Origin of the sequence: Veillonella parvula, from assembly GCF_032550495.1 — a bacterium.
In the GTDB taxonomy this organism is placed as follows: Bacteria; Bacillota; Negativicutes; order Veillonellales; family Veillonellaceae; genus Veillonella; species Veillonella parvula_G.
Genome location: NZ_JAWFZJ010000001.1, coordinates 156,202 through 181,360, shown reverse-complemented (window position 1 = coordinate 181,360; position 25,159 = coordinate 156,202). Strand labels below are relative to the sequence as shown.

Annotated in this window: 23 protein-coding genes, 1 tRNA gene and 1 other RNA gene; all 25 read right to left on the bottom strand. The window is 38.9% G+C overall.

The features are described from left to right. Nucleotides 1-5: 5 nt before the first annotated feature. The 25 genes from ruvX to rimO all read right to left on the bottom strand — a co-directional run bounded on the left by ruvX (nucleotide 6) and on the right by rimO (nucleotide 25,120). Nucleotides 6-425 carry a Holliday junction resolvase RuvX gene (ruvX, locus tag E6X37_RS00885; RefSeq protein ID WP_004696363.1) on the bottom strand — a complete coding sequence of 140 codons (420 nt, stop codon included), beginning with the start codon at nucleotides 423-425 and terminating at the stop codon, nucleotides 6-8. Then, complete coding sequence (locus tag E6X37_RS00880; protein ID WP_004696366.1) at nucleotides 425-685, bottom strand: IreB family regulatory phosphoprotein; 261 nt, start codon at nucleotides 683-685, stop codon at nucleotides 425-427. Before E6X37_RS00880 ends, ruvX begins: the two co-directional genes overlap by 1 nt. 154 nt (nucleotides 686-839) lie before the next feature. Then, entirely contained in the window at nucleotides 840-3,455 is a 2,616-nt protein-coding gene (alaS, locus tag E6X37_RS00875) for an alanine--tRNA ligase (RefSeq protein WP_287511125.1), read from the bottom strand. Nucleotides 3,456-3,732: 277 nt separating this feature from the next. After that, complete coding sequence (locus E6X37_RS00870; protein ID WP_008714242.1) at nucleotides 3,733-4,545, bottom strand: C40 family peptidase; 813 nt, start codon at nucleotides 4,543-4,545, stop codon at nucleotides 3,733-3,735. A gap of 84 nt (nucleotides 4,546-4,629) precedes the next feature. Then, nucleotides 4,630-5,640: a glycosyltransferase family 2 protein gene (locus E6X37_RS00865; protein WP_004696372.1), complete on the bottom strand. Its 1,011-nt coding sequence runs from the start codon at nucleotides 5,638-5,640 to the stop codon at nucleotides 4,630-4,632. A gap of 376 nt (nucleotides 5,641-6,016) precedes the next feature. Next, nucleotides 6,017-6,394: a hydrogenase expression/formation C-terminal domain-containing protein gene (locus E6X37_RS00860; protein WP_008714244.1), complete on the bottom strand. Its 378-nt coding sequence runs from the start codon at nucleotides 6,392-6,394 to the stop codon at nucleotides 6,017-6,019. 50 nt (nucleotides 6,395-6,444) lie between these two features. Further along, entirely contained in the window at nucleotides 6,445-7,041 is a 597-nt protein-coding gene (locus E6X37_RS00855; protein ID WP_077708554.1) for a HyaD/HybD family hydrogenase maturation endopeptidase, read from the bottom strand. After that, nucleotides 7,034-7,843 carry a Ni/Fe-hydrogenase, b-type cytochrome subunit gene (cybH, locus tag E6X37_RS00850; protein WP_077708555.1) on the bottom strand — a complete coding sequence of 270 codons (810 nt, stop codon included), beginning with the start codon at nucleotides 7,841-7,843 and terminating at the stop codon, nucleotides 7,034-7,036. The genes E6X37_RS00855 and cybH overlap by 8 nt, the downstream gene beginning before the upstream one ends. A gap of 14 nt (nucleotides 7,844-7,857) precedes the next feature. Further along, on the bottom strand, nucleotides 7,858-9,759 hold the full coding sequence (locus tag E6X37_RS00845; RefSeq protein WP_174892258.1) for a nickel-dependent hydrogenase large subunit: 1,902 nt from the start codon (nucleotides 9,757-9,759) through the stop codon (nucleotides 7,858-7,860). Further along, entirely contained in the window at nucleotides 9,759-10,898 is a 1,140-nt protein-coding gene (locus E6X37_RS00840; RefSeq protein WP_004696383.1) for a hydrogenase small subunit, read from the bottom strand. Before E6X37_RS00840 ends, E6X37_RS00845 begins: the two co-directional genes overlap by 1 nt. Before the next feature lie 273 nt (nucleotides 10,899-11,171). Continuing rightward, nucleotides 11,172-11,501 carry a thioredoxin family protein gene (locus E6X37_RS00835; protein WP_004698670.1) on the bottom strand — a complete coding sequence of 110 codons (330 nt, stop codon included), beginning with the start codon at nucleotides 11,499-11,501 and terminating at the stop codon, nucleotides 11,172-11,174. 57 nt (nucleotides 11,502-11,558) lie between these two features. Next, nucleotides 11,559-11,909: RNase P RNA component class A (gene rnpB, locus E6X37_RS00830), an RNA gene on the bottom strand. Nucleotides 11,910-11,958: 49 nt separating this feature from the next. Next, nucleotides 11,959-13,062: a Nif3-like dinuclear metal center hexameric protein gene (locus E6X37_RS00825; RefSeq protein WP_316689369.1), complete on the bottom strand. Its 1,104-nt coding sequence runs from the start codon at nucleotides 13,060-13,062 to the stop codon at nucleotides 11,959-11,961. Between the two features lie 15 nt (nucleotides 13,063-13,077). Next, entirely contained in the window at nucleotides 13,078-13,809 is a 732-nt protein-coding gene (locus tag E6X37_RS00820) for a tRNA (adenine(22)-N(1))-methyltransferase (RefSeq protein WP_077708558.1), read from the bottom strand. Between the two features lie 192 nt (nucleotides 13,810-14,001). Next, a tRNA-Ile gene (locus E6X37_RS00815) sits at nucleotides 14,002-14,076 on the bottom strand. A gap of 65 nt (nucleotides 14,077-14,141) precedes the next feature. Further along, nucleotides 14,142-14,705, bottom strand: coding sequence for a GTP cyclohydrolase I FolE (gene folE / locus E6X37_RS00810; RefSeq protein ID WP_004696390.1), 564 nt, complete (start codon nucleotides 14,703-14,705; stop codon nucleotides 14,142-14,144). A gap of 81 nt (nucleotides 14,706-14,786) precedes the next feature. Beyond that, on the bottom strand, nucleotides 14,787-15,530 hold the full coding sequence (locus E6X37_RS00805) for a radical SAM protein (protein WP_101928401.1): 744 nt from the start codon (nucleotides 15,528-15,530) through the stop codon (nucleotides 14,787-14,789). Beyond that, nucleotides 15,517-15,855 carry a 6-carboxytetrahydropterin synthase QueD gene (gene queD / locus E6X37_RS00800; RefSeq protein ID WP_004696395.1) on the bottom strand — a complete coding sequence of 113 codons (339 nt, stop codon included), beginning with the start codon at nucleotides 15,853-15,855 and terminating at the stop codon, nucleotides 15,517-15,519. The genes E6X37_RS00805 and queD overlap by 14 nt, the downstream gene beginning before the upstream one ends. A gap of 205 nt (nucleotides 15,856-16,060) precedes the next feature. After that, nucleotides 16,061-17,221, bottom strand: coding sequence for an RNA polymerase sigma factor RpoD (rpoD, locus tag E6X37_RS00795; protein ID WP_004696398.1), 1,161 nt, complete (start codon nucleotides 17,219-17,221; stop codon nucleotides 16,061-16,063). A 28-nt stretch (nucleotides 17,222-17,249) separates the two neighbouring features. Next, nucleotides 17,250-19,022: a DNA primase gene (dnaG, locus tag E6X37_RS00790; protein WP_316689368.1), complete on the bottom strand. Its 1,773-nt coding sequence runs from the start codon at nucleotides 19,020-19,022 to the stop codon at nucleotides 17,250-17,252. A gap of 255 nt (nucleotides 19,023-19,277) precedes the next feature. Next, nucleotides 19,278-20,879, bottom strand: a complete 1,602-nt coding sequence (gene rny / locus E6X37_RS00785; RefSeq protein ID WP_004696400.1) for a ribonuclease Y — start codon at nucleotides 20,877-20,879, stop codon at nucleotides 19,278-19,280. Between the two features lie 118 nt (nucleotides 20,880-20,997). Next, nucleotides 20,998-21,441, bottom strand: a complete 444-nt coding sequence (locus E6X37_RS00780) for a regulatory protein RecX (RefSeq protein WP_120055401.1) — start codon at nucleotides 21,439-21,441, stop codon at nucleotides 20,998-21,000. 2 nt (nucleotides 21,442-21,443) lie between these two features. Then, nucleotides 21,444-22,484 (bottom strand): recombinase RecA, encoded by a 1,041-nt coding sequence (recA, locus tag E6X37_RS00775; RefSeq protein ID WP_004696404.1) that lies wholly within the window; start codon nucleotides 22,482-22,484, stop codon nucleotides 21,444-21,446. 4 nt (nucleotides 22,485-22,488) lie between these two features. Further along, nucleotides 22,489-23,736, bottom strand: a complete 1,248-nt coding sequence (locus E6X37_RS00770) for a competence/damage-inducible protein A (protein ID WP_120055403.1) — start codon at nucleotides 23,734-23,736, stop codon at nucleotides 22,489-22,491. A gap of 37 nt (nucleotides 23,737-23,773) precedes the next feature. After that, nucleotides 23,774-25,120: a 30S ribosomal protein S12 methylthiotransferase RimO gene (gene rimO, locus E6X37_RS00765; RefSeq protein ID WP_021148332.1), complete on the bottom strand. Its 1,347-nt coding sequence runs from the start codon at nucleotides 25,118-25,120 to the stop codon at nucleotides 23,774-23,776. Nucleotides 25,121-25,159 lie beyond the last annotated feature (39 nt).

Below are 25,159 nucleotides of genomic sequence, written 5' to 3'. Positions count from 1 at the left end.
AATACTTATTTATTAAACTGCAAGCGATCTAAATATCCTTGCAAAATTACAACCGCTGCCATTTTATCAATAACGGATTTACGCTTTTTACGGCTCACGTCAGCCGCAATGAGTTGACGTTCAGCCATAACAGTAGATAACCGCTCATCCCAATATGTAACAGGTAAATCGATGACTTCCTTCATCTTTGCAACGAATTCTTCAGTCTTTTCAGCCCGTTCACCTTTTGTACCATTCATATTTTTCGGCATACCTACCACAAGTTCATGTACTTCATATTCAGAAATAAGTTCTTGTAAGCGATTAAAGTCTTTTTCTAGAGATGTTCTACGAATGGTTTCAATACCTTGTGCAGTCATGAGCAGTGCATCGCTACAGGCAATACCAATAGTACGGCTGCCTACATCTAATGACATAATTCTCATTATAGTTGTTTAGCCTTTGCGTATTCTTTCAACAATTCTTCAATCAAGTCATCACGCTCTAAACGACGGATATCGGAACGCGCATTATTATAACTTGTTATGTACGCAGGGTCTCCAGAGATTAGATACCCTAAGATTTGATTAATTGGATTGTAACCTTTTTCTTGAATAGATTGATAAACACGCGTAAGCACCTCTTCAGCGGTCATCGGTTCATCGTCTACTTTACGGAATAACATGGTTTCATCTGAAACGTTCATCGTATCCCTCCTTTTTATTACATCGGCAGATTTCACCATAAAAGTGAAATCTCACCTACTATTATACTTGAATTAAAGCTACAAAGTCAGTAACTTTTTATGCATTATGAAAAATTTCTATAACAGATACAAGTATAATTATAAAATTATATGCCTATTGTAACATAGATTTTAAGGCTTCACCACCAGCTTTTAATGCTTCCATCAATTTAGCTGGCTCTTTACCACCTGCTTGTGCCATATCTGGACGACCACCGCCATTACCACCAGCTACTTGAGCAGCCGCTTTAACGATATTACCAGCTTTTGCACCTTTAGCAACGACATCTTTGGATACTTTACATACAAAGTTTACCTTATCATCGCCCATAATAGCACCTACGAGTACTACGCCAGAGCCATTTAATTTATCAAGACCCATATCAGCTAAATCTCGTAATTCATCAATAGAAAATGCTTTTACAGCAGCCCCTACAAACTCTACATCACCTACTACAACTTTACCAGCAATAATGTCGGCAGCACCCGCAGCAGAAACCTCTTTACGAATTTGTTCTAATTCTTTTGCTGTGTCTTTAGCTTCCGTCAATACTTGGTGTAAGCGTTCTTCTATTTGAGGGGATTTAGTTTTAAGCTCGCTTGCCATGCGTTCAATAGTCAAACGATCTTGTTTTGCTGCATCAAGAGCTGCACGACCAGTAATAGCTTCGATACGACGTACACCAGAACCGATACCAGCTTCAGATGTTAAGCGGAAAGAGCCAATGAATGCGGTATTTCCTACGTGGGACCCACCACACAATTCAACGGAGAATCCTGGGACCTCAACAACGCGAACCACATCGCCATATTTATCACCGAAAAGCGCCATAGCACCTTTTGCTTTTGCTTCATCCATGGACATTTCAGCAATGGCAAGATCAGTTGCTTTAAGTATCTCTTCGTTTACAAGTGCTTCGATTTGATCAAGTTCCTCTTGCGTTACAGGGGAGAAATGGGTGAAGTCGAAACGCAAGTAATCTGGAGTTACTAAAGAACCTGCTTGGTTTACATGCTCACCTAAGATTTGTTTCAAAGCAGCATGTAACAAGTGGGTCGCTGTATGATTGCGAGCCATTGCTGCACGGCGATTTGTATCCACTTCAAGAGTGACATCGTCGCCTTCAGAGATGGAGCCTTCTACAACAGTACCGATATGGTATACAGTGCCTTCTGGTAAACGTTTAGTGTTATGAACCTCTACTTTACCCATTGAGCCTACAATAAAGCCTGTATCGCCTAATTGTCCGCCCCCTTCTGCATGGAATGGAGTCGTACGTACGATGATAGTAATTTCATCACCGTCAGCAGCTGTTTGTAAACGTTCAGCACCTTTACCTATCATCAATACAGAAGATGCTTCTACAGCCTCGTCCTCAAGAAGTTCTTCGTCTTTCAAGAATGTAATATCCGGTGTTGCTACCTTTGCATCTTCTTTAACACGGGCTTCACGAGCGCGTTCACGTTGCTCTTTCATAGCAGCTTCAAAGCCTTCATGGTCGATTGTAAAACCACGTTCAGAAGCAATTTCCTCTGTTAATTCCCAAGGGAATCCATAGGTATCATATAGTTTGAATACTTCAGAACTAGGAACTACAGTTGCCTTTTCAGCGGCTAATGTATCGATTAAGGAGTTTAATAACTCAAGACCTTGTTCCAAGGTTTGGTTAAAGCGTTCTTCTTCGTTTTGAACCACGCGTTTAACGAAGTCTTGTTTCTCAGCAATAGATGTAATACCAGGGCCAAGAATGTCTACAACTACATCAATAAGTGGTGTTAAGAAGATACCTTCAATACCAAGTAAACGGCCATGACGTACAGCACGGCGTAAAATACGACGCAATACGTAGCCGCGACCTTCGTTGGATGGCAGTACGCCATCGGAGATCAATGCAGTGACAGCACGAGCGTGGTCAGCGATAACTTTTAAAGAAACATCTGTATTTGGATCTTCGTTATATGTAACACCAGCGCGTTTTGCAGTGGCTTCGATGATTGGGAAAATCAAATCGGTTTCAAAGTTTGTTTTACAGCCTTGTAATACAGAAGCCAATCGTTCAAGACCGGCGCCTGTATCGATGTTTTTATGTTGTAATGGTTCATAAGATCCATCTGGCATTTTATTGAATTGAGTAAACACTAAGTTCCAAATTTCAAGATAGCGATCGCAATCACAGCCTGGCGCACAATTAGGGTCATCACAACCATGTTCAGGACCTTGATCAAAAAAGATTTCGCTATCTGGACCACATGGGCCTTCGCCAATTTCCCAGAAGTTATCTTCGAGACGCGTGATATGGCTCTCTTCTACACCACAATCATTATGCCATGTATCATATGCCTCTTGGTCATCTGGATATACAGTAACATATAATCTATTTTTATCGAGTTTAATAACCTCAGTTAAAAACTCCCACGCCCAATGAATAGCTTCTTTTTTAAAGTAGTCCCCGAAAGAGAAATTCCCCAACATTTCAAAGAATGTATGATGCCGTGCTGTACGCCCTACGTTTTCAAGGTCACCGGTACGCATACTTTTTTGGCATGTTGTAATACGACGACAAGGAGGTACCAATTTACCTGTAAAGAAAGGCTTCAATGGCGCCATACCTGCCCCGATCAATAACAAAGACGGATCGTTTTCTGGTATAAGAGAAAAACTATCTAATTTTAAATGTCCTTTACTTTCAAAAAACTGCAAGTATGCTTGACGCAGTTCATTACCCTTCATATGTATATTCCTCCTAAAATTATTTACTCTTCATTATAACTCAAAAACGATATAAAATCTATCAAAAACATTGAAATTATGCGGAATTCACGCACTTTCACACTAATCCAATCAGACCGTGAAAGATATAAATTTTAATCCATATTTTTTACAATAAAAGTAAAGGTCAAATTTAGTCAATGCTAGTTAAATCGTAAATAATAAACATAAAAAGAGGTTATACAAATCAACAAAACAAAATTGATTCGTATAGCCTCTTTTATAGCTAGTTATTAAATTAGCGTACAACGCGTTTTGCGCCGATGTAACGTTCACCCCAATAGCCAGTATCAAGATCTGCTACTGCAACACCACGACTGGAAGTGGCGCTAATGAACTTGCCATCGCCAATATAAATGCCAGAATGAGATGGACCTGGTTCATATGTTTCGAAGAATACCAAATCCCCTGCTTTCAAGTTCGCACGAGAAACTTCAACACCTACGTTATACTGTTCATCTGCCAAACGTGGTAAGGAAATACCTTGTTTTTCAAATACATATTTAACATAACCAGAGCAGTCAAAGCCACTTGGAGTAGTACCGCCAAATACATATGGTACACCGCGGTATTTGTCAGCTTCTGCCAAGATTGCGTGAATACTGCTAGGTGTTTCATTTTTCGTAATATTGTTTAATTTAACGTTCTTGCCATTAATGGATTGACCAGCGATACGACGGGATGTCGCGTTGCTGTTTGTAAAAGCGGATTTCGTTGCTACTGCTTTAGTCGCTGCATTTTGAGTCAATACTGCCTTCGTAGAACGAGGAGCACCCATCAATGCGTTATACGTAGCAGGACCTACGATACCATCCACTGGAAGGCCACGATCTTGTTGGAACAAACGAACTGCCCACTTCGTTTCCTTACCATATACACCATTTTTATCTGTAGCATTATAGCCGTGTTTAATTAGTTGTTGTTGAACCGCTGTAACACTTTTGCCCTTATCACCATATTGTAATGTTGTTGCGCCAACCATGGCTGTTGTGGCACACACAAAAGTTAATGTTAATGCCGTTATTTTAACCTTACTATATTTTGACTTCATATGCTTCCTTTCCAAAAAACTTTTAAAGTAAGTTATTTATTCAAAATATACTAACCGTCTATTTATTTGCATTCACAAATACAGCTAGTCTTCTTTGCTCTTGTTGGTATAAGCCTCTGGTGCCATAAAAACATCTGCACTGCTTGGTCCGAGTAACGGAGCCTCTTCATGCTCTTCAAAATTTATAGCTGACTTAACCCAATACAAAGGCCGTTGCTTCACCTCTTCAAAAATACGACCTACATACTCGCCAATGATCCCCAGTCCGACGAGTTGAATTCCACCAATAAACAAGATTGATACGCCCAAGGTTGTCCACCCATTCAAAGCTTGTCCTGTAAGATATACATACAAAAGATGTAAGATGAGCAAAAAACTCATTCCACCACAAAGTACACCTACATACAAGGCCGCCCGTAAAGGCACCCTTGAAAAAGCGGTTACACCATCGAGAGCAAATCGAATCATTTTACGCACACTAAACTTTGAGACACCTGCAAATCGAGGTGGTGCCACAAAGTGCAACTCTGCTTGTCTATACCCTAAGGCGCCGACAATACCGCGCAAAAATCGACCATGTTCTCTAAATCGTTTCAACGTGCCCAATGCTTTACTATTCATGAGGCGGAAATCTGACCCGCCTTCAACAATAGGAACATCGGCCATTTTGTTCATTAGTTTGTAATAATACTTAGACGTGAAAGATTTAGCCCAACTAGCGTCATCAGTTGAATCGCGAATGGTACGCACCACATCATACCCTGATTCCCACAATCGAACTAGTTCAGGAATCAATGCAGGTGGATGCTGCATATCACCGTCCATTGTAATGACTGCATCGCCATGAGCATAATCAAGTCCACATGTAAGTGCCGTTTGATGCCCAAAGTTACGAGCCAGCAATAACACTTTAACATGTTTATCATTGAATGCAATTTCACGCAGTATCATAGCTGACGAATCACTAGATCCATCATCCACGAAGATTAGTTCATAATCATACGTGAGACCTGACATAACATCAGTTACAGCTTTATAAAAGTTCGCTATATTTTCCTCTTCGTTATATACAGGCACTACAATAGAAAGTAACATAAATCCTCCAAAGTATTTTACTCACATATTTTATGTTAATTAGTAAATTAAGGCAAATGCTAAAGGTTAACAATAGGCCTAATAATGTTTATAAAGCCAGTAAATAAGCCATTTCTCTATAAAACACCAACAAAACACTTCATTTATCCTTTATATAACTACAACAAATTAATATCATATTCATTTATTTGCAAAGCTACTTAATAAAGCGACTTATAAAAATTATTTATTTTAATGATATGGAGATAAATATGATTATTTCTGACTTTATTAACTATTAATCAAAAATTTATATGTATTTTTATCACAAATTTACCAAAAACATCTATTTTCATCTATTTTTCATAAAAAGGAGACCCGTTAAGGGTCTCCTTTACTATAATCCAGCAGCATCAATCCAAGATTGTAAATCTTCCTCCGCCAGTTCCATATCCTCTATATAAGCACCAGCTACAACTGGATACTTAGCGACCTCTACGGTATGTAAAATTGAGTCATCACGACCATTTTTATAAGTCCCAATCCAGATTCCAGAAAATTGTGATTCATACCATTCTACAGGTTGATCAGTTTCATTAAAGTTAATCGTAATATGACCGCGTCCAAGTGTTTCTAATACTTCAACTTGTTCTTCCTCTGTTAAACCCGTTTTTTCAATATAAATCGAATATGTCTCACCAGTTTCACGCAAATTCTTTAGAGCCAAACGCAGCTCATTTAAAACGGCGCGAACATTACCATAATTTTCAATCATAAATACTCCTATACAGAGACTATCTTTACACTCTATAAGCTATCTATATACTATATGAAATTTTCACTTTGTGCTTTAGGCTCAGCTGTTACGCCCCATTCTCGTAGTACATTCAAAACACGTTTTTTAACCTCAGGCAAGGCACATTGTACCGGCTCGCTAGGTTCAAAACCAATCTCCAATGATTCCGGTTCTACACCGATAACCACTGCATCTTCTAATGGATCCTCTTGAATAGCACGGATGCGCAAAATATCTTGCATTCCTACTTCATGTACAGAAATATGTTCCGTAAAATATTGTTCTAATTCCTTATGAGGAAATTCATATATAGTTCCTGGAGCATCTCCGCCATTAATAGCGTCTACAAGAAGGATTTTCTTCATACCACGCATATACGTAAGTAATTCCATTCCCATAGTGCCACCATCAATAATGGAAATCGCAGGCGTAAATGTGAAAGACTCTTTCAATTCTTTTACTACATGAACACCTAATCCCTCATCGGTAAGTAAAATATTGCCGACTCCGAGTAGAACAATTTCATTATCTCCATCATCATAAAGGCTATTTAAATCAATACGCGGACCCTCTGAGTCCGCGTATTGTTCCAAGCCACTAATAATATCAGTACTTGTATTAGTCATTTTCTTGTAATTCTCTTTCTCTAGGATCATTAGGATCACTTGGACGGTATGTAGTACCAGATGGTTTATCAATACGTTCCCCACGACGACGTTTACCATTGAGGTCTTCAATATCAATTGGATCATGAGCGTAATATTTCATACCGGAAACCATAGCTGATACTTCGCCGGATTCCTCCATAACATCTTCTCGGAATGCCATATACACGTGAACAATAGTAAAGAACAAGAATCCCCACGCAATGTAGTGATGGATAATATGGACCTTGTATTCACCACCAAATAATGTAACCACTGGTGCAAATAAAGTTCCTAGAATACCATTAGGGTTAACCATCGAATACATTGCAAAACCCGTTAAAATTTCAAAGAAGAACATAATGTATACCATCATATACGCAGTTCTAGCTAAAGAATTACGAAGCCAATGATGTTCATGTTTTTGAGGAATCATTAAATAGTGCAATGTTGTTTCTTTAAGACCGTACCAATACCGTTTTTGACGGAATTTAGGTAATAATCTATCCCCTCTGTTCCAAAGAGCACCTGCAAAACGGAAGATAAAGGAGAATGTTAAGATAACACCTGCAATGAAATGAATACGCCGCATAGTTTCCATAGAGAACCAGCCATCAATAGCAAAAGTTGGTTCAGGGTTACCCGTAATCGCAGCAAAGCCTGGATCACCAATATATAGGCCAGTCCAGAACAATGCAGTTACACTGAGTACCATAGTCCAGTGGAATATACGCAACCATAGACTAAATACGACATACGCCTTTTTGTCAGTATGTATTAACATAAGTCCACCACCCTTTATTTACACAATGCATCTGTATTGACGGAAACAATTTTTTCGCCTTTTTTATTGTATAAATGGGTTGCACATGCTAGGCATGGATCAAAGGAGTGAATTACCTTCAAAATTTCAAGTGGTTTATCCGCAATTTTTACATGTGTATCAATCATAGAATCTTCATAGGCACCATGTTCATTAGCTGCAGTTTTAGGGCACGCATTCCATGTAGATGGTACGATACATTGATAGTTTGCAGAGCGTCCATCTTTAATATGTATCCAGTGCCCCAAACCACCACGAGGCGCATCTACAAGACCAACACCTTTAGCATCTTTATCCCATGTATTTGGTTCAAACTTAGTCATATCCGCTACTGTAGTATCACCATTTTTAATATTAGATACAAGCTTGTTAAAGAAGTATTGGCTAATATTTGCCGCTACCTGTGCATCAAGGCCACGACATGCTGTACGTCCTACCATAGTAGTCATCCATACATGAGCTGGTACACCCAATACTTGTGATACTGTATCAATTTGACGAACAATCATAGATTCAGCCCAAGTTGGGTCTTTGATTATGCCTTGTTTTACCTTTGTATACACAACAATATATTTTGCTAATGGACCAACCTCTGCAGTTTTCCCTTTGAAAGTTGGAGATTTAATCCAAGAATATTTTTTATCTTCATCAAGGAATTCCCATTTTTCTTTTGTACCAGATTTAGGACCTGTAAATTTAGGATCAGTAACACCTTCAATAGGATGAAGTGTTTTTGTTCCATCTGGATATGTAAACCAGGAATGATCAACCTCTTCACTAAGATATTGAGGATCCATGAAATCTTTACCTTCTAATGGGATGAATGTTGCTTTATCTACACCTAATGCAAAGTTCTCAACAACACCATTGGAACGAACAATACATTTCTTATGATAGTCACCATTAGAAATACCGGTGTACGTATCATCAGGATAATCGCCATAGGACATAACGCGTTTCTTCGCAAGGCCACCACCATCGATCATACCTTTTTCTACATATATTTTACCGATAGCTAATAGATCTGGCACGTAGAAATTATCAACTAAGTCTTTAGTCAATGCAATAGATTGCTCTACAGCAGCAAGGCGTTGCGTATTAATAGGGGCATTCATATCATTCATAGAAATAGAGCATGGCATGCCACCTACAATGTAATGAGGATGAGGGTTTTTGCCACCAAATACAACATGAGGAATTACAATATCCCGTTGACGATCAAGAATGTTCAAATAATGAGATACGGCCATCAAATGAACTTCTGGAGGTAACAAGTTATAATCAGGATGATCCCACCATTGAGCGGAGAAAATCCCCAATTGGCCTGATTCAACTATTTTCTTAACCTTTTGTTGTACAGCCGTAAAGTATGCTGTAGTAGCCTTAGGAAACTCTTTAGGATAAGCTGAGTCTTTTGATGCCGTTTCCGCAGGTGCTAAACCGCTCACATTATAAGTTGCTAATACATCATTTTGTAATTGAGCGGTTTTAGCAGGGTCGGCACTAAGAGCTGCTACCGGGCTAACCCAGTCAAGGGCATGTAAATGATAGAAATGCACGATATGATCATGCACATCAAGACTACTATGCATAATATTACGTATATAGTTTGCATTTTTAGGAATTGTAATACCAAGCGCATCTTCAACAGCTCTTAACGAAGCCAAGGCATGTGTTGTAGTACATACACCACAAATACGTTGTACGAACGCCCAAAGGTCACGAGGATCGCGGTCTTTAGCAACAAGTTCGATACCGCGCCAAGCAGTACCAGAAGACAATGCATCCTCTACTTTACCACTCGCTTCATCAACTTTTATTTCAACCCGTAAATGACCTTCAATACGGGAAATCGGATCTACTACTACGCGTTTCATTAGTGACCTCCTCCATTATTATGTTTCTTTTCATCCCACAAGCCTTGTTCTTTTAAGCGTTTTTCTTCTTTCATATCAAGAATTTTATTACGCGTAAGAGTTGCAGCGCCATGAACGATAACTGCTGCAGTGGCACCAACAGCAGCTACTGTACCGATTGTATCAGCAGTCGTGATGGTATTAGCCAATGGAATATCTGGTAAACGTTTGTAGAATACGTCATTATCCCAGAAGCCCTTTTCAGAGCAACCAATACAACCGTGACCGGATTGAATTGGATAGGATAAACCATTCCACCAACGTAAGTTACCACAAGAATTATATGTTTGAGGTCCACGACAACCTACTTTATACAAACACCAACCAGATTTGGATGCATCGTCGTCGAATTTTTCAACAAAAAGTCCAGAGTCAAAGAAGGCACGACGGTAGCATGTGTCGTGAATACGATTGCCATAAAATTGTTTAGGACGGCCTTGAGAATCAAGAGGTGGAATTTGACCGAATAATGCATAGTGCATGATTACGCCAGTCATAACCTCTGGAATTGGAGGACAACCAGGGACCTTAATAATTGGCTTGCCAGATACAACGGAAGATACAGAAACTGTATTTGTTGGATTTGGTTTTGCCGCCTGTATACCGCCCCAAGAAGCACAAGAACCATATTCTATGATTGCTGCAGCTCCTTTAGCTGCTTCTAATAGGGATTCTTTAAATGTACGTCCACCTACTGTGCAATAAACACCATCTTCATCAAGTGGTACGCCACCTTCAACAGCCAAGATATATTTACCGGCTTTTTCTTTGATGATTTTTTCTAAATGTTCCTCTAATGGTGCACCAGACGCTGCCGCCAAAGTATCATCATATTCTAAAGAGATCATGTTTAAAATAACATCAGAAGTAAAGGGAGAGGATGAACGGATAAAAGATTCACTACAACCAGTACATTCATGACCATGCAACCAAATCACTGTAGGTAATTCAGTTGTTTCGGCAGCCTTAACAACGGTGTCTAACATCGTTGGAGGTAGTCCTAAAATAGCAGTGAGTGCTACACAGGATTTCATAAATGTTCGTCGACTCAAACGGCGTTCTTGGAAGAGTGTCCACAAACTATTTATACGATTCTTCATGGAATATAGCCTCCTTACAACAACTTTGCGCAATATAATTATATTACTTAATAAACTACAACGTTTATGACGGAAATCATTTTATTAGCGTCCTCTATCACTTTGAAGAAGTTCAACCAACATGATGACAATCATATTTCTACTATTTTATTATATCACTTAACATTTTTGAAAACTATGAAATTTAACAAAAAAGCTGTATATAAGAAATTAACTTTCCTTATATACAGCCTCATGTTATTCATTTCCTAAGAATTCCTAGTTATTAATTAATCAGATAACTTCCTTTATTAGAGACTCAAGCATATCTGCTTTTTTATAGCCCACAAGGGAATCGAGCATTTTGCCATCGCGGAAGAATACTAAGGATGGAATACCATCAACATCTTCTTTTAACAAAATACCGCGAAGATTTTTATCTTCTGCATTAACACTAAAGAATTCTACTTGACCTTTTAAACGCTCTGCTACATCTTCAATCTCTGGGCGCATAACAGTGCATGGTTCGCACCAACCAGCCCAAAAATCAACAATAGCTAAACCTTTAGCGCCAAGCACTTTCTCATCAAATTCTTGTACACTAGTAATTGCTGTAATTGCCATGAAGTTCTCCTAACAAAGATCTACAATCTTATATACTATCAATTATATGTTAAATATAGAAGCAAGCAATCAATAAGCCGAGTTCTGTTCCACTTGCGCGGTGACGATTATCTTTCTAGGCGTACAGTCGCCTGCACGCTCGAGCGACACAACCCGGAAGGTAGGCGGGACCACCCTTAACCCTTCCCTATTCGGTCTTGCTCCGGATGGGGTTTACCGAGCCAGCCTGTTACCAGACTGCTGGTGAGCTCTTACCTCACCTTTCCACCCTTACCACTTACGTGGCGGTTTCCTTTTCTATGGCACTTTCCCTAAGGTTACCCTCGCCAGACGTTATCTGGCATCCTGCCCTATGGAGCTCGGACTTTCCTCGAGTCTTATAGACTCGCAACCGTCTTTCATACTTGCTTCAATTCAGTTTATCATAGCTAACAATTTGTTGCAAGAAAATGCATCATTACACAAAGAAGAAATCATTTTGTTCTGTGAAAGCTTTCACAGGAACAGCAAGCCTTGCAGAGATTAAATAGTCACGTAAACCATGTGCCACTATAGACTCAGTTCCAAAATGCCCCGCATCAACTACGAGTAAGCCTAATTCCTTAGCCATTTGCGCCTCATGATACTTCACATCACCTGTAATATAGGCATCTACATGTAACCGGGCAGCATCCTTAATAAATTCTGCACCTGCACCAGAGCATAAAGCAATGGATTGAATCGCTTTCGGCACAATACCAGCAAAACGAATGTTAGCATCAGGCAACGCTTCTTGTACCCACTCACGGAAAGAATCTAAGTTTAATGCATTAGGCAAGCGACCTACCCGTCCTAGATATTGAGTTGAACTAGTAGGCTCGACTATATTCAAAACCTCATAAGCAACTTCTTCATATGGATGAGCAGCTTTCATAGCCGCTACGACTTTGCTTAAATGCGTACCATCAACGATAGCATTCACTTGTACCTCAGGAACCACTGTCAAAGCACCAGCTGCCCCAATGACAGGATGAGAATCTTCATTACCAACAAAGCGTCCTTCCCCATGGATACTGAAACTGCAATGCTCGTAATTACCAATTCGGCCTGCCCCTGCATCACCCATCGCCAATCGAACCGCATCAGCCGAGCTTTCAGGTACAAAAGTGGTCACCTTATAAAGCGCCTCTTCACCAGTTTTAATGAAGCCCTTAATATCTATAAGTCCCAATTGCTTCGCCAACATATCATTTAGACCGCCTGGTGCGATATCAAGATTTGTATGAGCACTATATACGGCAATCTTATGTTGAATCAGCTTATTAATCGTACGCCCATGAGCAGTATCACATGATATCTGTTTCAACCCTTTAAAGATTAATGGGTGGTGGCTAACAATTAAATTACAATTTTGTTCAATAGCATATTCTACGGTTTCTTCTGTTACGTCTAACGTAGTCACTACACCTGTAACAACTACATTCCGATCGCCCACCATTAAACCTACATTATCCCAAGACTCTGCATAAGAACGCGGTGCTAATTGCTCCATCAAGGTAATAACTTGTTGAACCGTTATCATACAACTCACTTCTTTCTATTTATTCTCTAAAAGATTACGAAGAAAATTAACTTCCTGCTCTAAATCCTGATATTTATCAGTATGATTTAATTTCTCTGTCATATCATCTAATGCACATTGTCGTTGATATATTAAATACTCTATATATTTCATCCAAAGTGGTGGTCTATCTTGTTCCAATAAAGCCCCTACAGACCACAACAAGGAGTCTTCCGGTAACGATTGATAAACATCTACATATTCAGTCATACCTGTATAAGCTTCCACGCAGTCATTGCGCACGGCTAAAAATGCTGTATAGAGCTTACCAGCATCTTCTACGATAATTTCTAGAACAATAACATATCCCTTTTGAACCATATATTGACGTAATTCTTTTTGTCCATTCTGTGGTTGGAGTACATAGAACTCTAATGGTTCTGGGCCTGCATCTACAATATCTCGCATTAAAAATCCACCCATACCACAACAAATGGCGCCGTTCAACTCGCCCTTTTCTGTCACTTTAAGACCATCGCCTAAACGACAATCTACTTTATCGGCTAGTCCACAAGACTCAACATATGATCTTGCAGACTCTAACGGACCTTTATGTACATCACCGGCAATGACATATTCAGCGCGTTGACGGTTGATGAGCTCTACCGCTAAATAGCCATGATCGGTACCGATATCGGCAATGGCATGAGCCTTTGGTACGATTGAGAATACCGCTTCTAGGCGGTCCATCATAGGTCTAGGTTCCATAACTTCCTCTACTATCACTAATTATTTATTCGTAATTACTAATTCTTGATTATTTTCTTACTTATTTGTTCTCGTTTATATATGTCTAAATACAATACTATTCTGAAATAATATCTATTATGTTGCCTCAAAATGAGTTACATATAAAAATAACCGCCCTTGAAATCTCAAGGACGGTAGATATCAACATAATGGTGGGCCCACCTGGGTTCGAACCAGGGACCGACCGGTTATGAGCCGGTTGCTCTACCCCTGAGCTATAGGCCCTCAGTTAGTTTCTAGCTTATTAATTATACCGAATAGACTATTATTTAGTCAAGGCAACTCAAATCTTAAGACTGTTTCATTAGCATAAAACGGTGAATCATATGATCTTCGTTAAATACGCCTTTAGTAGTTAGTGTAGTCGTTTGGCTATCTGTAGATTTAATACCTCGTGCACTCATGCAGCTGTGAGACGATGTAATATGCACAATAACATCATCAGACCCTGTTGCTAAAGAAATTACTTCCGCAATATCTTCACCAATTTTTTCTTGTAGTTGTAAACGCTTGCAGCACATTTCAGCTATGCGGGGAATCTTAGATAAACCTATGACACGACCTTTTGGAATGTACCCAATACTGATACTCATATCATACATCAATGCCATATGATGTTCACAATGAGAGAAGCAAGTAATATCCTTTACTACTACCATTTGATTTGTATCTACAGCGAAGGTCTTACCATACATGTCTGCAATCTCAGCATTTGTATACTGAATGCCTTCATATACCTCTTCCATCATTTGAGCCACCCGTTTCGGCGTTTCTAACAAACCGTCCCGATTAGGATCCTCACCTAATGCTTCTAACAACTGATATATAAGCGATTCTATTTTTTTTGTATCCATATTTACCCCTTTATATCAAGATTTCATCAGACCTCATATCATACCATAGAAAAGATACTGATACTATACAGCCTAACAATACTATACACCCTTTGCATCTGGATCCCAGACAAATTTATGGATTTGCAGTTGGAATCGTACATTCTGCAAATTATATGCTTTCATATACTCGATAATTGATGCCGCCTCAATCTTCCCCCATACAGGAGATACATATATTTGAGCCTTTGTAGAATATTTACCAATTATGTGACGCATACGATCCAAATCTTCTGGAGAACCAACGACAAACTTAATCAAATCACGTTCTGTAGCCACCTTGAATATATCTATATTCATAGACTCTTCAGCTAAAGAGGACGGCGTTTTATAATCGTAGGTAAACCACACATTATCTCTATGAAAGCTCGGTACAATTGTGCCATTTGTTTCAATATTGAAATCATAATAGCTAATATTAGGTATCTTTCGTTTATCAAATTTATCTACATCATTGATAGGATTCAAATCACTTTGACTTGATGGACTGTTTTGTATCTTTAAAGCCTTCCGACGATTTAATTCATCAATTAACTCTACAACAGCAGCTTCTTGTAATAGAGGCTCCCCACCAGTAATAGTAATGCGATGATTGCCTAAGCTTTCAATAACATCCGCCACCTCACATATAGTCATCTCTGTGAAAACACTATCAATGCCATAGCTATAAGTCGTGTCGCAATAGGAACAGCGAATATTGCAATCATGGAGGCGTAAAAATGTAGTCAGCAAGCCTTGCCGACTACCTTCCCCATCAATAGAGGCAAAAATCTCAATCACGTTCATAAATAGCTGTGTTCCCTTCAGATTCTTGAACCTCTACTTTAAAGCATTTTGGGCCCAATTCATCAGCGATCCATTTTGCCATATTCTCCGCAGTAGGATTTATATCGCCTAGTACATCGTTGATATGGCGATGGTCCAATCGACCATGAATTTTTTCTTTAATAATCGTAAAGTCGATGACCATCCCATTATGATCTAACTCTTCAGAACGTGCATGAACTGTAATAATCCAGTTATGCCCATGAAGATTTTGACATTTACTCGGATAATCTAGTTTTAATTGATGAGATGCACTCACCTCTAACCGTTTAGTAACTGTAAACATTATATCTCCTATCTATTACATAAGCTTTCAACTTATATCTATTACATAAAACTTATCGCTATTACATGAAACGCTTGTCTATTACGTAAGTCTTATCATAAATTACTTTTTATTGTAAGATATTACCATTTTTTATTATAACACAAAAGGGTTGCAATACAGTGCTATACAACACTGCATTACAACCCTTAAGAGATTCAAAATATTATAAGAAATCTTTGATTTTATCACGTTTACCGCGGTTGCGCAATTTAGTAAGCGCTTTACCTTCAATCTGACGAATACGTTCACGTGTAACATTGAAATGTTGACCAACTTCTTCCAATGTACGAGGCTTACCATCCTTCAAACCAAAACGTAAAATCAATACTTGTTGCTCACGATCAGTCAAGCATGTAAATACATCTTCAATTTGTTCTTGCAATAAAATGTAGCTAGCTGCATCATCTGGAGCAATTGCATCTTGGTCCTCGATGAAGTCCCCTAAATGGGAATCTTCCTCTTCACCAATCGGAGTTTCCAAGGATACTGGCTCTTGGGCGATCTTTTGAATTTCACGTACCCGCTCTACAGTAATTCCCATACCTTCAGCAATTTCTTCTGGCAATGGCTCACGACCTTTGTCTTGCAACAATTGTCTAGAAATACGAATCAATTTATTAATTGTTTCTACCATATGTACAGGAATACGAATCGTACGAGCTTGGTCTGCAATAGCACGCGTAATCGCTTGACGAATCCACCATGTAGCATACGTTGAAAATTTATAACCTTTAGTATAATCGAATTTATCTACCGCTTTAATCAGACCTAGGTTACCTTCTTGGATTAGATCCAAGAACAACATACCGCGACCTACATAACGTTTCGCGATACTTACAACTAATCGCAAGTTAGCATCTACCAATTTTTTCTTAGCCTTTTTGCTAAGTTGAATATCTTTATATGTAGCATCCTCTTGTGCACCAGCTTCGATTTGCTTAGCTAATACGATTTCTTCGTCAGCTGAAAGCAATGGTACGCGACCAATCTCTTTTAGGTACATTCGTACAGGGTCATCAATATTAACACCAGAATCAACACTTAAATCGATAGAAATTTTCTTCTCGCTAGAAACTTCGTCTTCATCTTCATCCGTTTCAATTGTATGACTATCTGTATCATCAGCATCAATATCTGCCACAATCTCAACATTCAATTTACCCAAAGTCGTATAAATATCATCTAATTGTTCCGCAGTAATTTCCGTCTGCTCATGAAGAGCATCTGAAATCTCGGATTGTGTCAACACACCGCTCTTACGGCCTTTTTCAAGAAGTTGCTCAACAATCTCCTCTATTTGACTTTTTTGTACTTTCTTAGCCACAGCGCTCTCCTTTTTAACCATTAATGATTTACTTAGACCATTCTCTAATTAAATTCTGTATTTCCTGACACTTATATAATTCGCTAATAAACGTCGAATCTCCTGCTCGTTTTAATTGATCCGCCATAATTGAATGCGCTTTATACTGTTCACGCAATGAATGGAGCCTTATCTTGCGGATTAATGCAGGCACTTGTACCTTGTAGTCATCGTCACTCATGACGACCAACCTAGAGTAAATATCGTATTCTTGAGAAGATAAAACAGATTGAATTGCAGTTTCATCTAGACGACCTTCGGACTTATACAAGGTGAATAGCTTTTCTATTATACCTCGATATTCAATTTTTTCAAAGTCCTCTAATGGCAAATAGCTCATCATATGTTGTAATACTTCGCCATCTGTGAAAGCTAAGGACAATAATTTTTCCGCATCCCCCTTTGGTAAATCCTGTGTTGGCAAAGGTGTTGATGCAGTATCCACTAATTCAATTTGTCCTTTTTTCACATAATCTCTAAAGTATCTAAAAATAGTACTATTATCAAGCCATAATGGCAATGCCAATGTTTTTAAAGCATCATCTCTCTGTGTTTGACTATCTATATTTGCAATATATGGGAAAACATCTGCCATAACAGCCTGCTTCCCTTCTGTATCATTTGTATCGTGTTTAATCAAAGACTCACTTAATAGATAATCAAGAGGTTTAACAGCTTTAGCAACTAACTCCTTAAATGCCTGTCCCCCATGATTACGCACATAATCATCTGGATCTTTACCGTCTGGCATGGCAAGGACACGCACCTTAAAATCCGTATTTTGCAATAATTCAATAGCCCTAGCAGCCGCTTGACGACCAGCACCATCCATATCATAAGCTAACACGATTTCTTCAGCTTGCCTCATCAAGATATGCCCATGATCTCTTGTATAAGCAGTCCCCAATGATGCGACTACATTAGTAACACCATGATTATGAGCGGATATAACATCCATATAGCCTTCTACAAGAATAGCTTGTTTTTCCTCACGAATAGATTTATAAGCCTTATCAAAGGCAAATAAGAGTTTACCTTTTTCAAAGATTGATGACTCTGGAGAGTTTAAATATTTTGGTGTACTATCATCCATAACGCGTCCACCAAAAGCAACTACTCGCCCTTTACCATCCATAATAGGGAACATAATTCTATTTCTGAAGAAGTCATAAAATTGACCCTTTTGGTTCTTTCGGACAAGATTCAACTCTAAAAGAATGGAATCATCAATGCCACGCTCATGAAAGGCACGATATAACTTATCCCAACCATCAGGAGCAAAACCAAGCTTAAATGTTTCTATGGTCTCTTGTGTGAGCCCTCGCTTTTTCAAATAATCTAATCCCACTTTACCAATAGACGTTTGAGTGAGACAGTTATGGAAAAAGGTAGACGCTAAATCAGAAGCTTCATACAGTTTTTTGCGCCTTTCATCTCTAGCTCTTTGTTCAGGTGAAAGTTTCGCCTCTGGCAATGGAATATTAGCTCGATTAGCTAGCCGCTCTAGGGCTTCTACAAAGGTTAAATGCTCTAATTCCATAAGAAATTTAATAGCATTTCCTGATGCATGGCACCCAAAGCAATAATAAAAACCCTTTTCAGGGGCTACACTAAAGGATGGCGTTTTTTCATTATGAAATGGACAACAACCCCAATAGTTCTTGCCGCGTTTCTTTAAGGCTACATGCTCGGATACAACTGACACGATATCATTAGCATCTTTGATTTGTTCAATCAACTCATTTTCAAAATATCGGCTCATAGCCAACGCCTCCTTCCCCATATATATATTAATTCTATATACAAATAAAAAATCCTCTATTTGTAAAGCATTTCAATCAATTAAATTATTAAAAAAGTATAAATAACTTGATACGAATCATAGGAATCATCATCTACAACGCAATGTAAATGATGATTCCTATACGCCGTATATAGCAATATATAATTACCGAAACTTTGATAACAATAGGCTGCAATGAAAACATTGCAGCCTATACTTATCGCTTATAGCATATTATTTTGCGTAATCCACAACGCGAGTTTCACGAATAATTACGACCTTAATTTGGCCTGGATATTCAAGTTCTGACTCGATGCGTTTTACGATATTCCGAACAAGTAATGTAGACTCAGCTTCATCAATCTTATCCGGTTTTACTACAACGCGAATCTCACGACCGGCTTGAATAGCAAAACATTTTTCAACGCCTTCGAAGGATTCAGCGATTTCTTCCAATTTAGATAAACGTTTTAAGTAGTTTTCTAATGTTTCTCGACGTGCTCCTGGACGGGCAGCGGAGATAGCATCAGCGGCAGCTACTAATACAGCTTCTACGGTTTGGAACTCTTCATCACCATGATGAGCACCAATACAGTTAATTACTGCTGCACTTTCACGATATTTACGAGCCACATCAACACCGATTTGAACATGAGAACCTTCAAGTTCACGGTCTAATGCTTTACCAATATCATGAATCAAACCACCTCGTTTAGCCAAAGTTACATCACAGCCTAGTTCAGCTGCCATTAAACCTGCTAAATGAGATACTTCAATGGAATGTTTCAATACGTTTTGACCATAACTAGTACGATATTTCAAACGGCCTAAAATCTTAACAATTTCAGGATGTAAGCCATGAACATCAGCTTCAAATGTCGCTTGTTCACCAGCCTCTTTAATAGTTTGGTCCACCTCTTTACGAGCTTTACCAACCATTTCTTCAATACGAGCTGGATGGATACGACCATCTACAATCAATTTTTCCAGCGCAATACGAGCCACTTCACGACGAATTGGATCGAAGCCGGAAAGAATAACTGCTTCTGGTGTGTCATCGATAATCAAATCAATACCTGTTAATGTTTCGAGTGCACGAATGTTACGGCCCTCACGACCGATAATGCGCCCCTTCATTTCATCATTAGGCAATGCCACTACGGATACGGTAGTTTCCGCTACATGGTCAGCTGCACAACGTTGGATAGCAGAGGAGATAATTTCTTTCGCTTTTTTCTCCGCTTCATCCTTAGCTTGCTGCTCCATTTCCTTAACCATAATCGCCGTTTCATGACGGATTTCTTGTTCCACATTCGTTAACAAGATATTTTTTGCTTCTTCGAACGTCATGCCAGAAATACGTTCCAATTCTGCCATTTGTTTTTCATACAAAGCTTCTACCTTTTCACGGCTTTGGGCTAAGTCAGCTTCTTTGCGATGTAAAGCTTCCTCTTTGTGCTCAATATTGTCTAATTTTTTATCCAAAGATTCTTCTTTTTGAAGAATACGACGTTCCATACGTTGAAGTTCAGAACGACGATCTTTATTTTCTCGTTCTACATCAGAACGGAGCTTATGAATTTCTTCTTTCGCTTCTAATAAAGCTTCTTTCTTTTTAGACTCAGCTGTGCGTTCACCATTTGCAATGATGCGAGCAGCCTCTTGTTCAGCTTGATTCAGTTTTCCTTCAGCAATATTTTTTCTTAAAAAATAGCCTACCCCTAGTCCAATCAGTACCATTACCACTGCAATTAGACTATACTCTAAAATTTCTTTCACCTCCTTTTTATTTCTCAAAATTGAGCTTTCATGCTCCTTTTTATGCCCTTTATGCATTAAATTATCAATTAGCCATATCATCATATAAATAAATAAGGCTATTATTAATTTTAGACTTCAAAGCCCTTTCTGTCAAGATTTTACAAGCCTACCAAGGCCTCTCAAAAAGCAGAATTTATTCATAAAAATCATTGCATACAACTTGAATTGTGCTTGTTGAGAACCCCCTGTATTTGAGAAAACTAAAAACTTTTACCCGAGGAGTCTTTTCTTCATTGAGAATAGATCCAAATTTTTTCTCTACCACCCGATAAGCAGCTTTTACCTCATCATAAGCAGAAATTTCTTGAGGAATCGCAAGTCCTCTAAGTTTCATTTTTTGCTTAATCATATAAGCACCGTATTTCTGTTCTTTCATCAAATACGCTAATACCTGCTCAGATAAACGTTCATCATTAATGTAATCATAATCTCTAAGGCGCTCAAGGACCCTCTCAATGATAGGGTCCTCGAATTGTTTACGTCTCATTTTTTTCGTCAGCTCATAAGAACTAAGGAAGCGTTGGGCTAGGAAGCGATACGCTTGATCCATAGCAGCTTGCATCGTTTCGTCACTCATGATTATACTTCTTCAGTTACTTCTTCACCAATTACATCGATTTCTTCAGTGCCAACAGCCAATGTATCACGAATAATGCGATCGATTTCATCAGCTATTTGTGGATTCTCTAACAAGTATTGTTTAGCCGCTTCCTTACCTTGCCCCATACGTTCCCCATTATAGGAGTACCAAGCACCAGATTTATTAATAATTTCCATATTTGTACCAATATCAATAAGTGTGCCAGTTTTAGAGATACCTTCGCCATACATCAAATCAAATTCAGCTGTCTTAAATGGAGGTGCCACCTTATTTTTGACAACTTTGACTTTTGTTCGAGCGCCAACATTTTCGTTATTTGCTTTAATTAATTCCCCTTTACGAACATCAAGTCGCACGGAAGAATAGAATTTCAACGCACGACCACCAGTTGTTGTTTCAGGATTACCGAACATAACACCTACTTTTTCACGCAATTGGTTGATGAAGATAACAACTGTTTTGGATTTACTGATGATACCAGTCAATTTGCGCAAAGCTTTACTCATCAAACGAGCTTGTAAACCTACGTGAGCGTCACCCATTTCACCATCGATTTCCGCTTTAGGAACCAAAGCCGCTACGGAGTCAACTACAACGATATCTACTGCACCACTGCGAACAAGAGCTTCTGTAATTTCTAGAGCTTGTTCTCCATTATCTGGTTGAGAAATCAACAAATTATTGATGTCTACCCCCAAGTTGCGAGCATATACAGGATCCATCGCATGCTCCGCATCAATAAATGCCGCAATACCACCTTGTTTTTGAGCTTCTGCTACAGCGTGAAGAGCCACTGTTGTTTTACCAGAAGATTCTGGACCGTAGATTTCAATTACACGGCCACGAGGGAAACCACCTACACCAACAGCAATATCGATAGCAAGAGAACCAGAGGAAATCACCTCTACATTCATGCGATCTGCCGCTTCACCAAGACGCATAATAGCACCTTTACCAAAATCTTTTTCGATTTGTTTTAACGCGTTATCCAACGCTGCTTGTCTGCCATCTACAGCCATTATTTTATTTCTCCTTTTCTGTTATATAAGTATAAACATAGTATAGTGCTAGCTCTGCCGCACTTTGTCTAATATCTTCTCGATTGCCAATTAAATTAGCTTTATGGGCCACTGTGCCATGTGGACCAGTAACACCAAACCACACTAGTCCAACGGGCTTTTCTTGAGTTCCTCCACCAGGACCGGCTATCCCCGTTGTAGAAACAGCATATGTTGTTTGGCCAACAGTTCGTGCCCCCTCTGCCATAGCCTTAGCCACTTGTTCACTAACAGCGCCATATATATCTAACATATCTTGTGGTACACCTAAAACACGATGTTTCAAATCATTACTATACGAAATGACACCACCCATATAGTACTCACTACTACCACTGACATTAGTAAGAAGCTTACCAACTAATCCTGATGTACATGATTCAGCAGTACTAATAGTACTATGTTTCTCTAACAAGGTTCGGCCTAGAGTTTCCTCCATAGAAATCGTTAAGTCGCGTCCTACGCGAGAACCTAATCGCTCTCGTATGATTGCATCCCATGGATTTAGTAGGTCTTGGGCCGCTTCTAATGTTTCAGCTTTAGCCGTAATGCGTACTTCGATATAACCTTTTTTAATGAGTAAAGCTATGGTTGGATTTGATTGCTGCTTAATGAGATCCATCAAGGTGCTTTCTAAATCGATTTCACGAATATCATACACACCATAACGATAAGATGTAACAACACCTTGAGAACCAAATCGGTTATTCAAATAAGGAACTACGCTCTCTTGGAACATACCCTTCATTTCACCAGGAGGACCTGGCAGAAGTATGTATGTAGTATCTCCATCTTCAACGACGACACCTGGTGCAACTCCAACAGGGTTATATAATACTTTCGCCCCTTCTGGTAATTGTGCTTCTCGCCGACTCGCATCAGGTATAGTACGGTTTACACTTTTAAAGAATCTTTCAAGCTCATCCATGGCCTCTTGATTAAATACAATAGGTCTGCCAATTGAATCGGCAAGTACATTACGTGTAATATCACCCTGCGTAGGTCCTAGCCCACCAGTACTAATAATAATATCAGCCCTTGTACTAGCGAGCTGAAAAACTTCAGCCATTCGTTTCGGATTATCACCTACCACCGATTGATGGGCAATGGTATATCCTAGTTTATTCAACTCTTGTGCTAGCCATGATACATTCGTATTTACTGTATCACCTAACAATAATTCTGAACCTGTAGAAATAAGTTCTACAATCATCAGATCACCTCCACAATCGAATATATCGAACTGTGCATTATTCTACAACTGTAGCTACTACATCATAAGCAAAGCCTTGCTCTACTTGTACCTTAAGAATATCACCAGGTTGAATGTCTTCACCGCAGTCTTCAATGTACATATTACCATCTACATCAGGTGCTTGAGATTTCAATCGACCTTTTGCAAGCAATGTGTTATTCTCGCCTTCTTCGATTTCCTCTACCATCGCATAATCAATGGTACCTTCTAAATTGCGATTATTCTCTTCAGAGATAGCAGCTTGGATGGACATAAGAACGTGATAACGCTCTTCTTTGACCTCTTCTGGTATTTGGTCTTCACGAGCACCAGCTGGTGTACCATCCTCTTGAGAATACGTAAATACGCCCATATTATCGAATTTGATTTCTTTTACAAAGTCACAAAGTTCCTCAAATTGTTCATCTGTTTCACCAGGAAATCCAACGATGATAGAGGTGCGCAATGTAATATGAGTCGGTGCATTTCTAATCTTCTTAAGCAAGCGCTCAATATCATTGCGATCGTCTCGGCGATTCATTTGTTTCAAAATATCGTTATTAACATGTTGCAATGGAATATCTACATATTTACAAAGCTTTGGCTCATTAACGATAATATCTAACAATTCATCAGAGAAGAATGTCGGATATAGGTATAGCATGCGAATCCATTCTATACCTTCTACAGTTGTTAATTCCTTTAACAATGTCGTCAACAATGGTTTTCCATCATTAAGGTCAATACCATAACTTGTTGTATCTTGAGCGATAAGAACAATTTCCTTAACCCCTGTCGCAGCCAATCGTTCCACTTCAGCCTTAATAGACTCGATAGTACGACTACGGAATGCACCACGTACCTTAGGAATAATACAGAATGTACACCCGTTATTACAGCCTTCTGCAATTTTTACATATGCACTATAACGAGGTGTTGTTTGAATACGAGGCATGCGCTCATCATAGATATTCGTAATATTTTCCATGATACAACTGCGATTGCCGTGCTCAATAGCATCAACGGCTACCATAACTTGATCCCATGCACCGGTACCGATTAATGCATCAATTTCAGGAATTTCTTGGAATAATTCATCCTGATACTGTTGGCTAAGACAACCTGCTACGATGAGGCCCTTACAAGTACCATCCTCCTTATATTGGGCAACCTCAAGTATAGTATTTATAGACTCAGCCTTAGCTTTTTCAATAAAAGTACAGGTATTTACAACGATAAGATCTGCTTCGCTTAAGTCTTCTGTAATCGAATAGCCATTATCTCGCAATAAGCCTAACATTACCTCTGTATCTACTAAATTTTTAGCACAACCTAGGCTAACATATCCTAATTTTTTCCCCATTCTATATCCTTTCGTCACTAGATTCTTATTTATTTCTTG

Coding starts and splice junctions, on each gene's coding strand:
- ruvX (WP_004696363.1), bottom strand. CDS start 425: ATGAGAATTATGTCATTAGATGTAGGCAGCCGTACTATTGGTATTGCC.
- E6X37_RS00880 (WP_004696366.1), bottom strand. CDS start 685: ATGAACGTTTCAGATGAAACCATGTTATTCCGTAAAGTAGACGATGAA.
- alaS (WP_287511125.1), bottom strand. CDS start 3,455: ATGAAGGGTAATGAACTGCGTCAAGCATACTTGCAGTTTTTTGAAAGT.
- E6X37_RS00870 (WP_008714242.1), bottom strand. CDS start 4,545: ATGAAGTCAAAATATAGTAAGGTTAAAATAACGGCATTAACATTAACT.
- E6X37_RS00865 (WP_004696372.1), bottom strand. CDS start 5,640: ATGTTACTTTCTATTGTAGTGCCTGTATATAACGAAGAGGAAAATATA.
- E6X37_RS00860 (WP_008714244.1), bottom strand. CDS start 6,394: ATGATTGAAAATTATGGTAATGTTCGCGCCGTTTTAAATGAGCTGCGT.
- E6X37_RS00855 (WP_077708554.1), bottom strand. CDS start 7,041: ATGACTAATACAAGTACTGATATTATTAGTGGCTTGGAACAATACGCG.
- cybH (WP_077708555.1), bottom strand. CDS start 7,843: ATGTTAATACATACTGACAAAAAGGCGTATGTCGTATTTAGTCTATGG.
- E6X37_RS00845 (WP_174892258.1), bottom strand. CDS start 9,759: ATGAAACGCGTAGTAGTAGATCCGATTTCCCGTATTGAAGGTCATTTA.
- E6X37_RS00840 (WP_004696383.1), bottom strand. CDS start 10,898: ATGAAGAATCGTATAAATAGTTTGTGGACACTCTTCCAAGAACGCCGT.
- E6X37_RS00835 (WP_004698670.1), bottom strand. CDS start 11,501: ATGGCAATTACAGCAATTACTAGTGTACAAGAATTTGATGAGAAAGTG.
- E6X37_RS00825 (WP_316689369.1), bottom strand. CDS start 13,062: ATGATAACGGTTCAACAAGTTATTACCTTGATGGAGCAATTAGCACCG.
- E6X37_RS00820 (WP_077708558.1), bottom strand. CDS start 13,809: ATGGAACCTAGACCTATGATGGACCGCCTAGAAGCGGTATTCTCAATC.
- folE (WP_004696390.1), bottom strand. CDS start 14,705: ATGGATACAAAAAAAATAGAATCGCTTATATATCAGTTGTTAGAAGCA.
- E6X37_RS00805 (WP_101928401.1), bottom strand. CDS start 15,530: ATGAACGTGATTGAGATTTTTGCCTCTATTGATGGGGAAGGTAGTCGG.
- queD (WP_004696395.1), bottom strand. CDS start 15,855: ATGTTTACAGTTACTAAACGGTTAGAGGTGAGTGCATCTCATCAATTA.
- dnaG (WP_316689368.1), bottom strand. CDS start 19,022: ATGAGCCGATATTTTGAAAATGAGTTGATTGAACAAATCAAAGATGCT.
- rny (WP_004696400.1), bottom strand. CDS start 20,879: ATGCATAAAGGGCATAAAAAGGAGCATGAAAGCTCAATTTTGAGAAAT.
- E6X37_RS00780 (WP_120055401.1), bottom strand. CDS start 21,441: ATGAGTGACGAAACGATGCAAGCTGCTATGGATCAAGCGTATCGCTTC.
- recA (WP_004696404.1), bottom strand. CDS start 22,484: ATGGCTGTAGATGGCAGACAAGCAGCGTTGGATAACGCGTTAAAACAA.
- E6X37_RS00770 (WP_120055403.1), bottom strand. CDS start 23,736: ATGATTGTAGAACTTATTTCTACAGGTTCAGAATTATTGTTAGGTGAT.
- rimO (WP_021148332.1), bottom strand. CDS start 25,120: ATGGGGAAAAAATTAGGATATGTTAGCCTAGGTTGTGCTAAAAATTTA.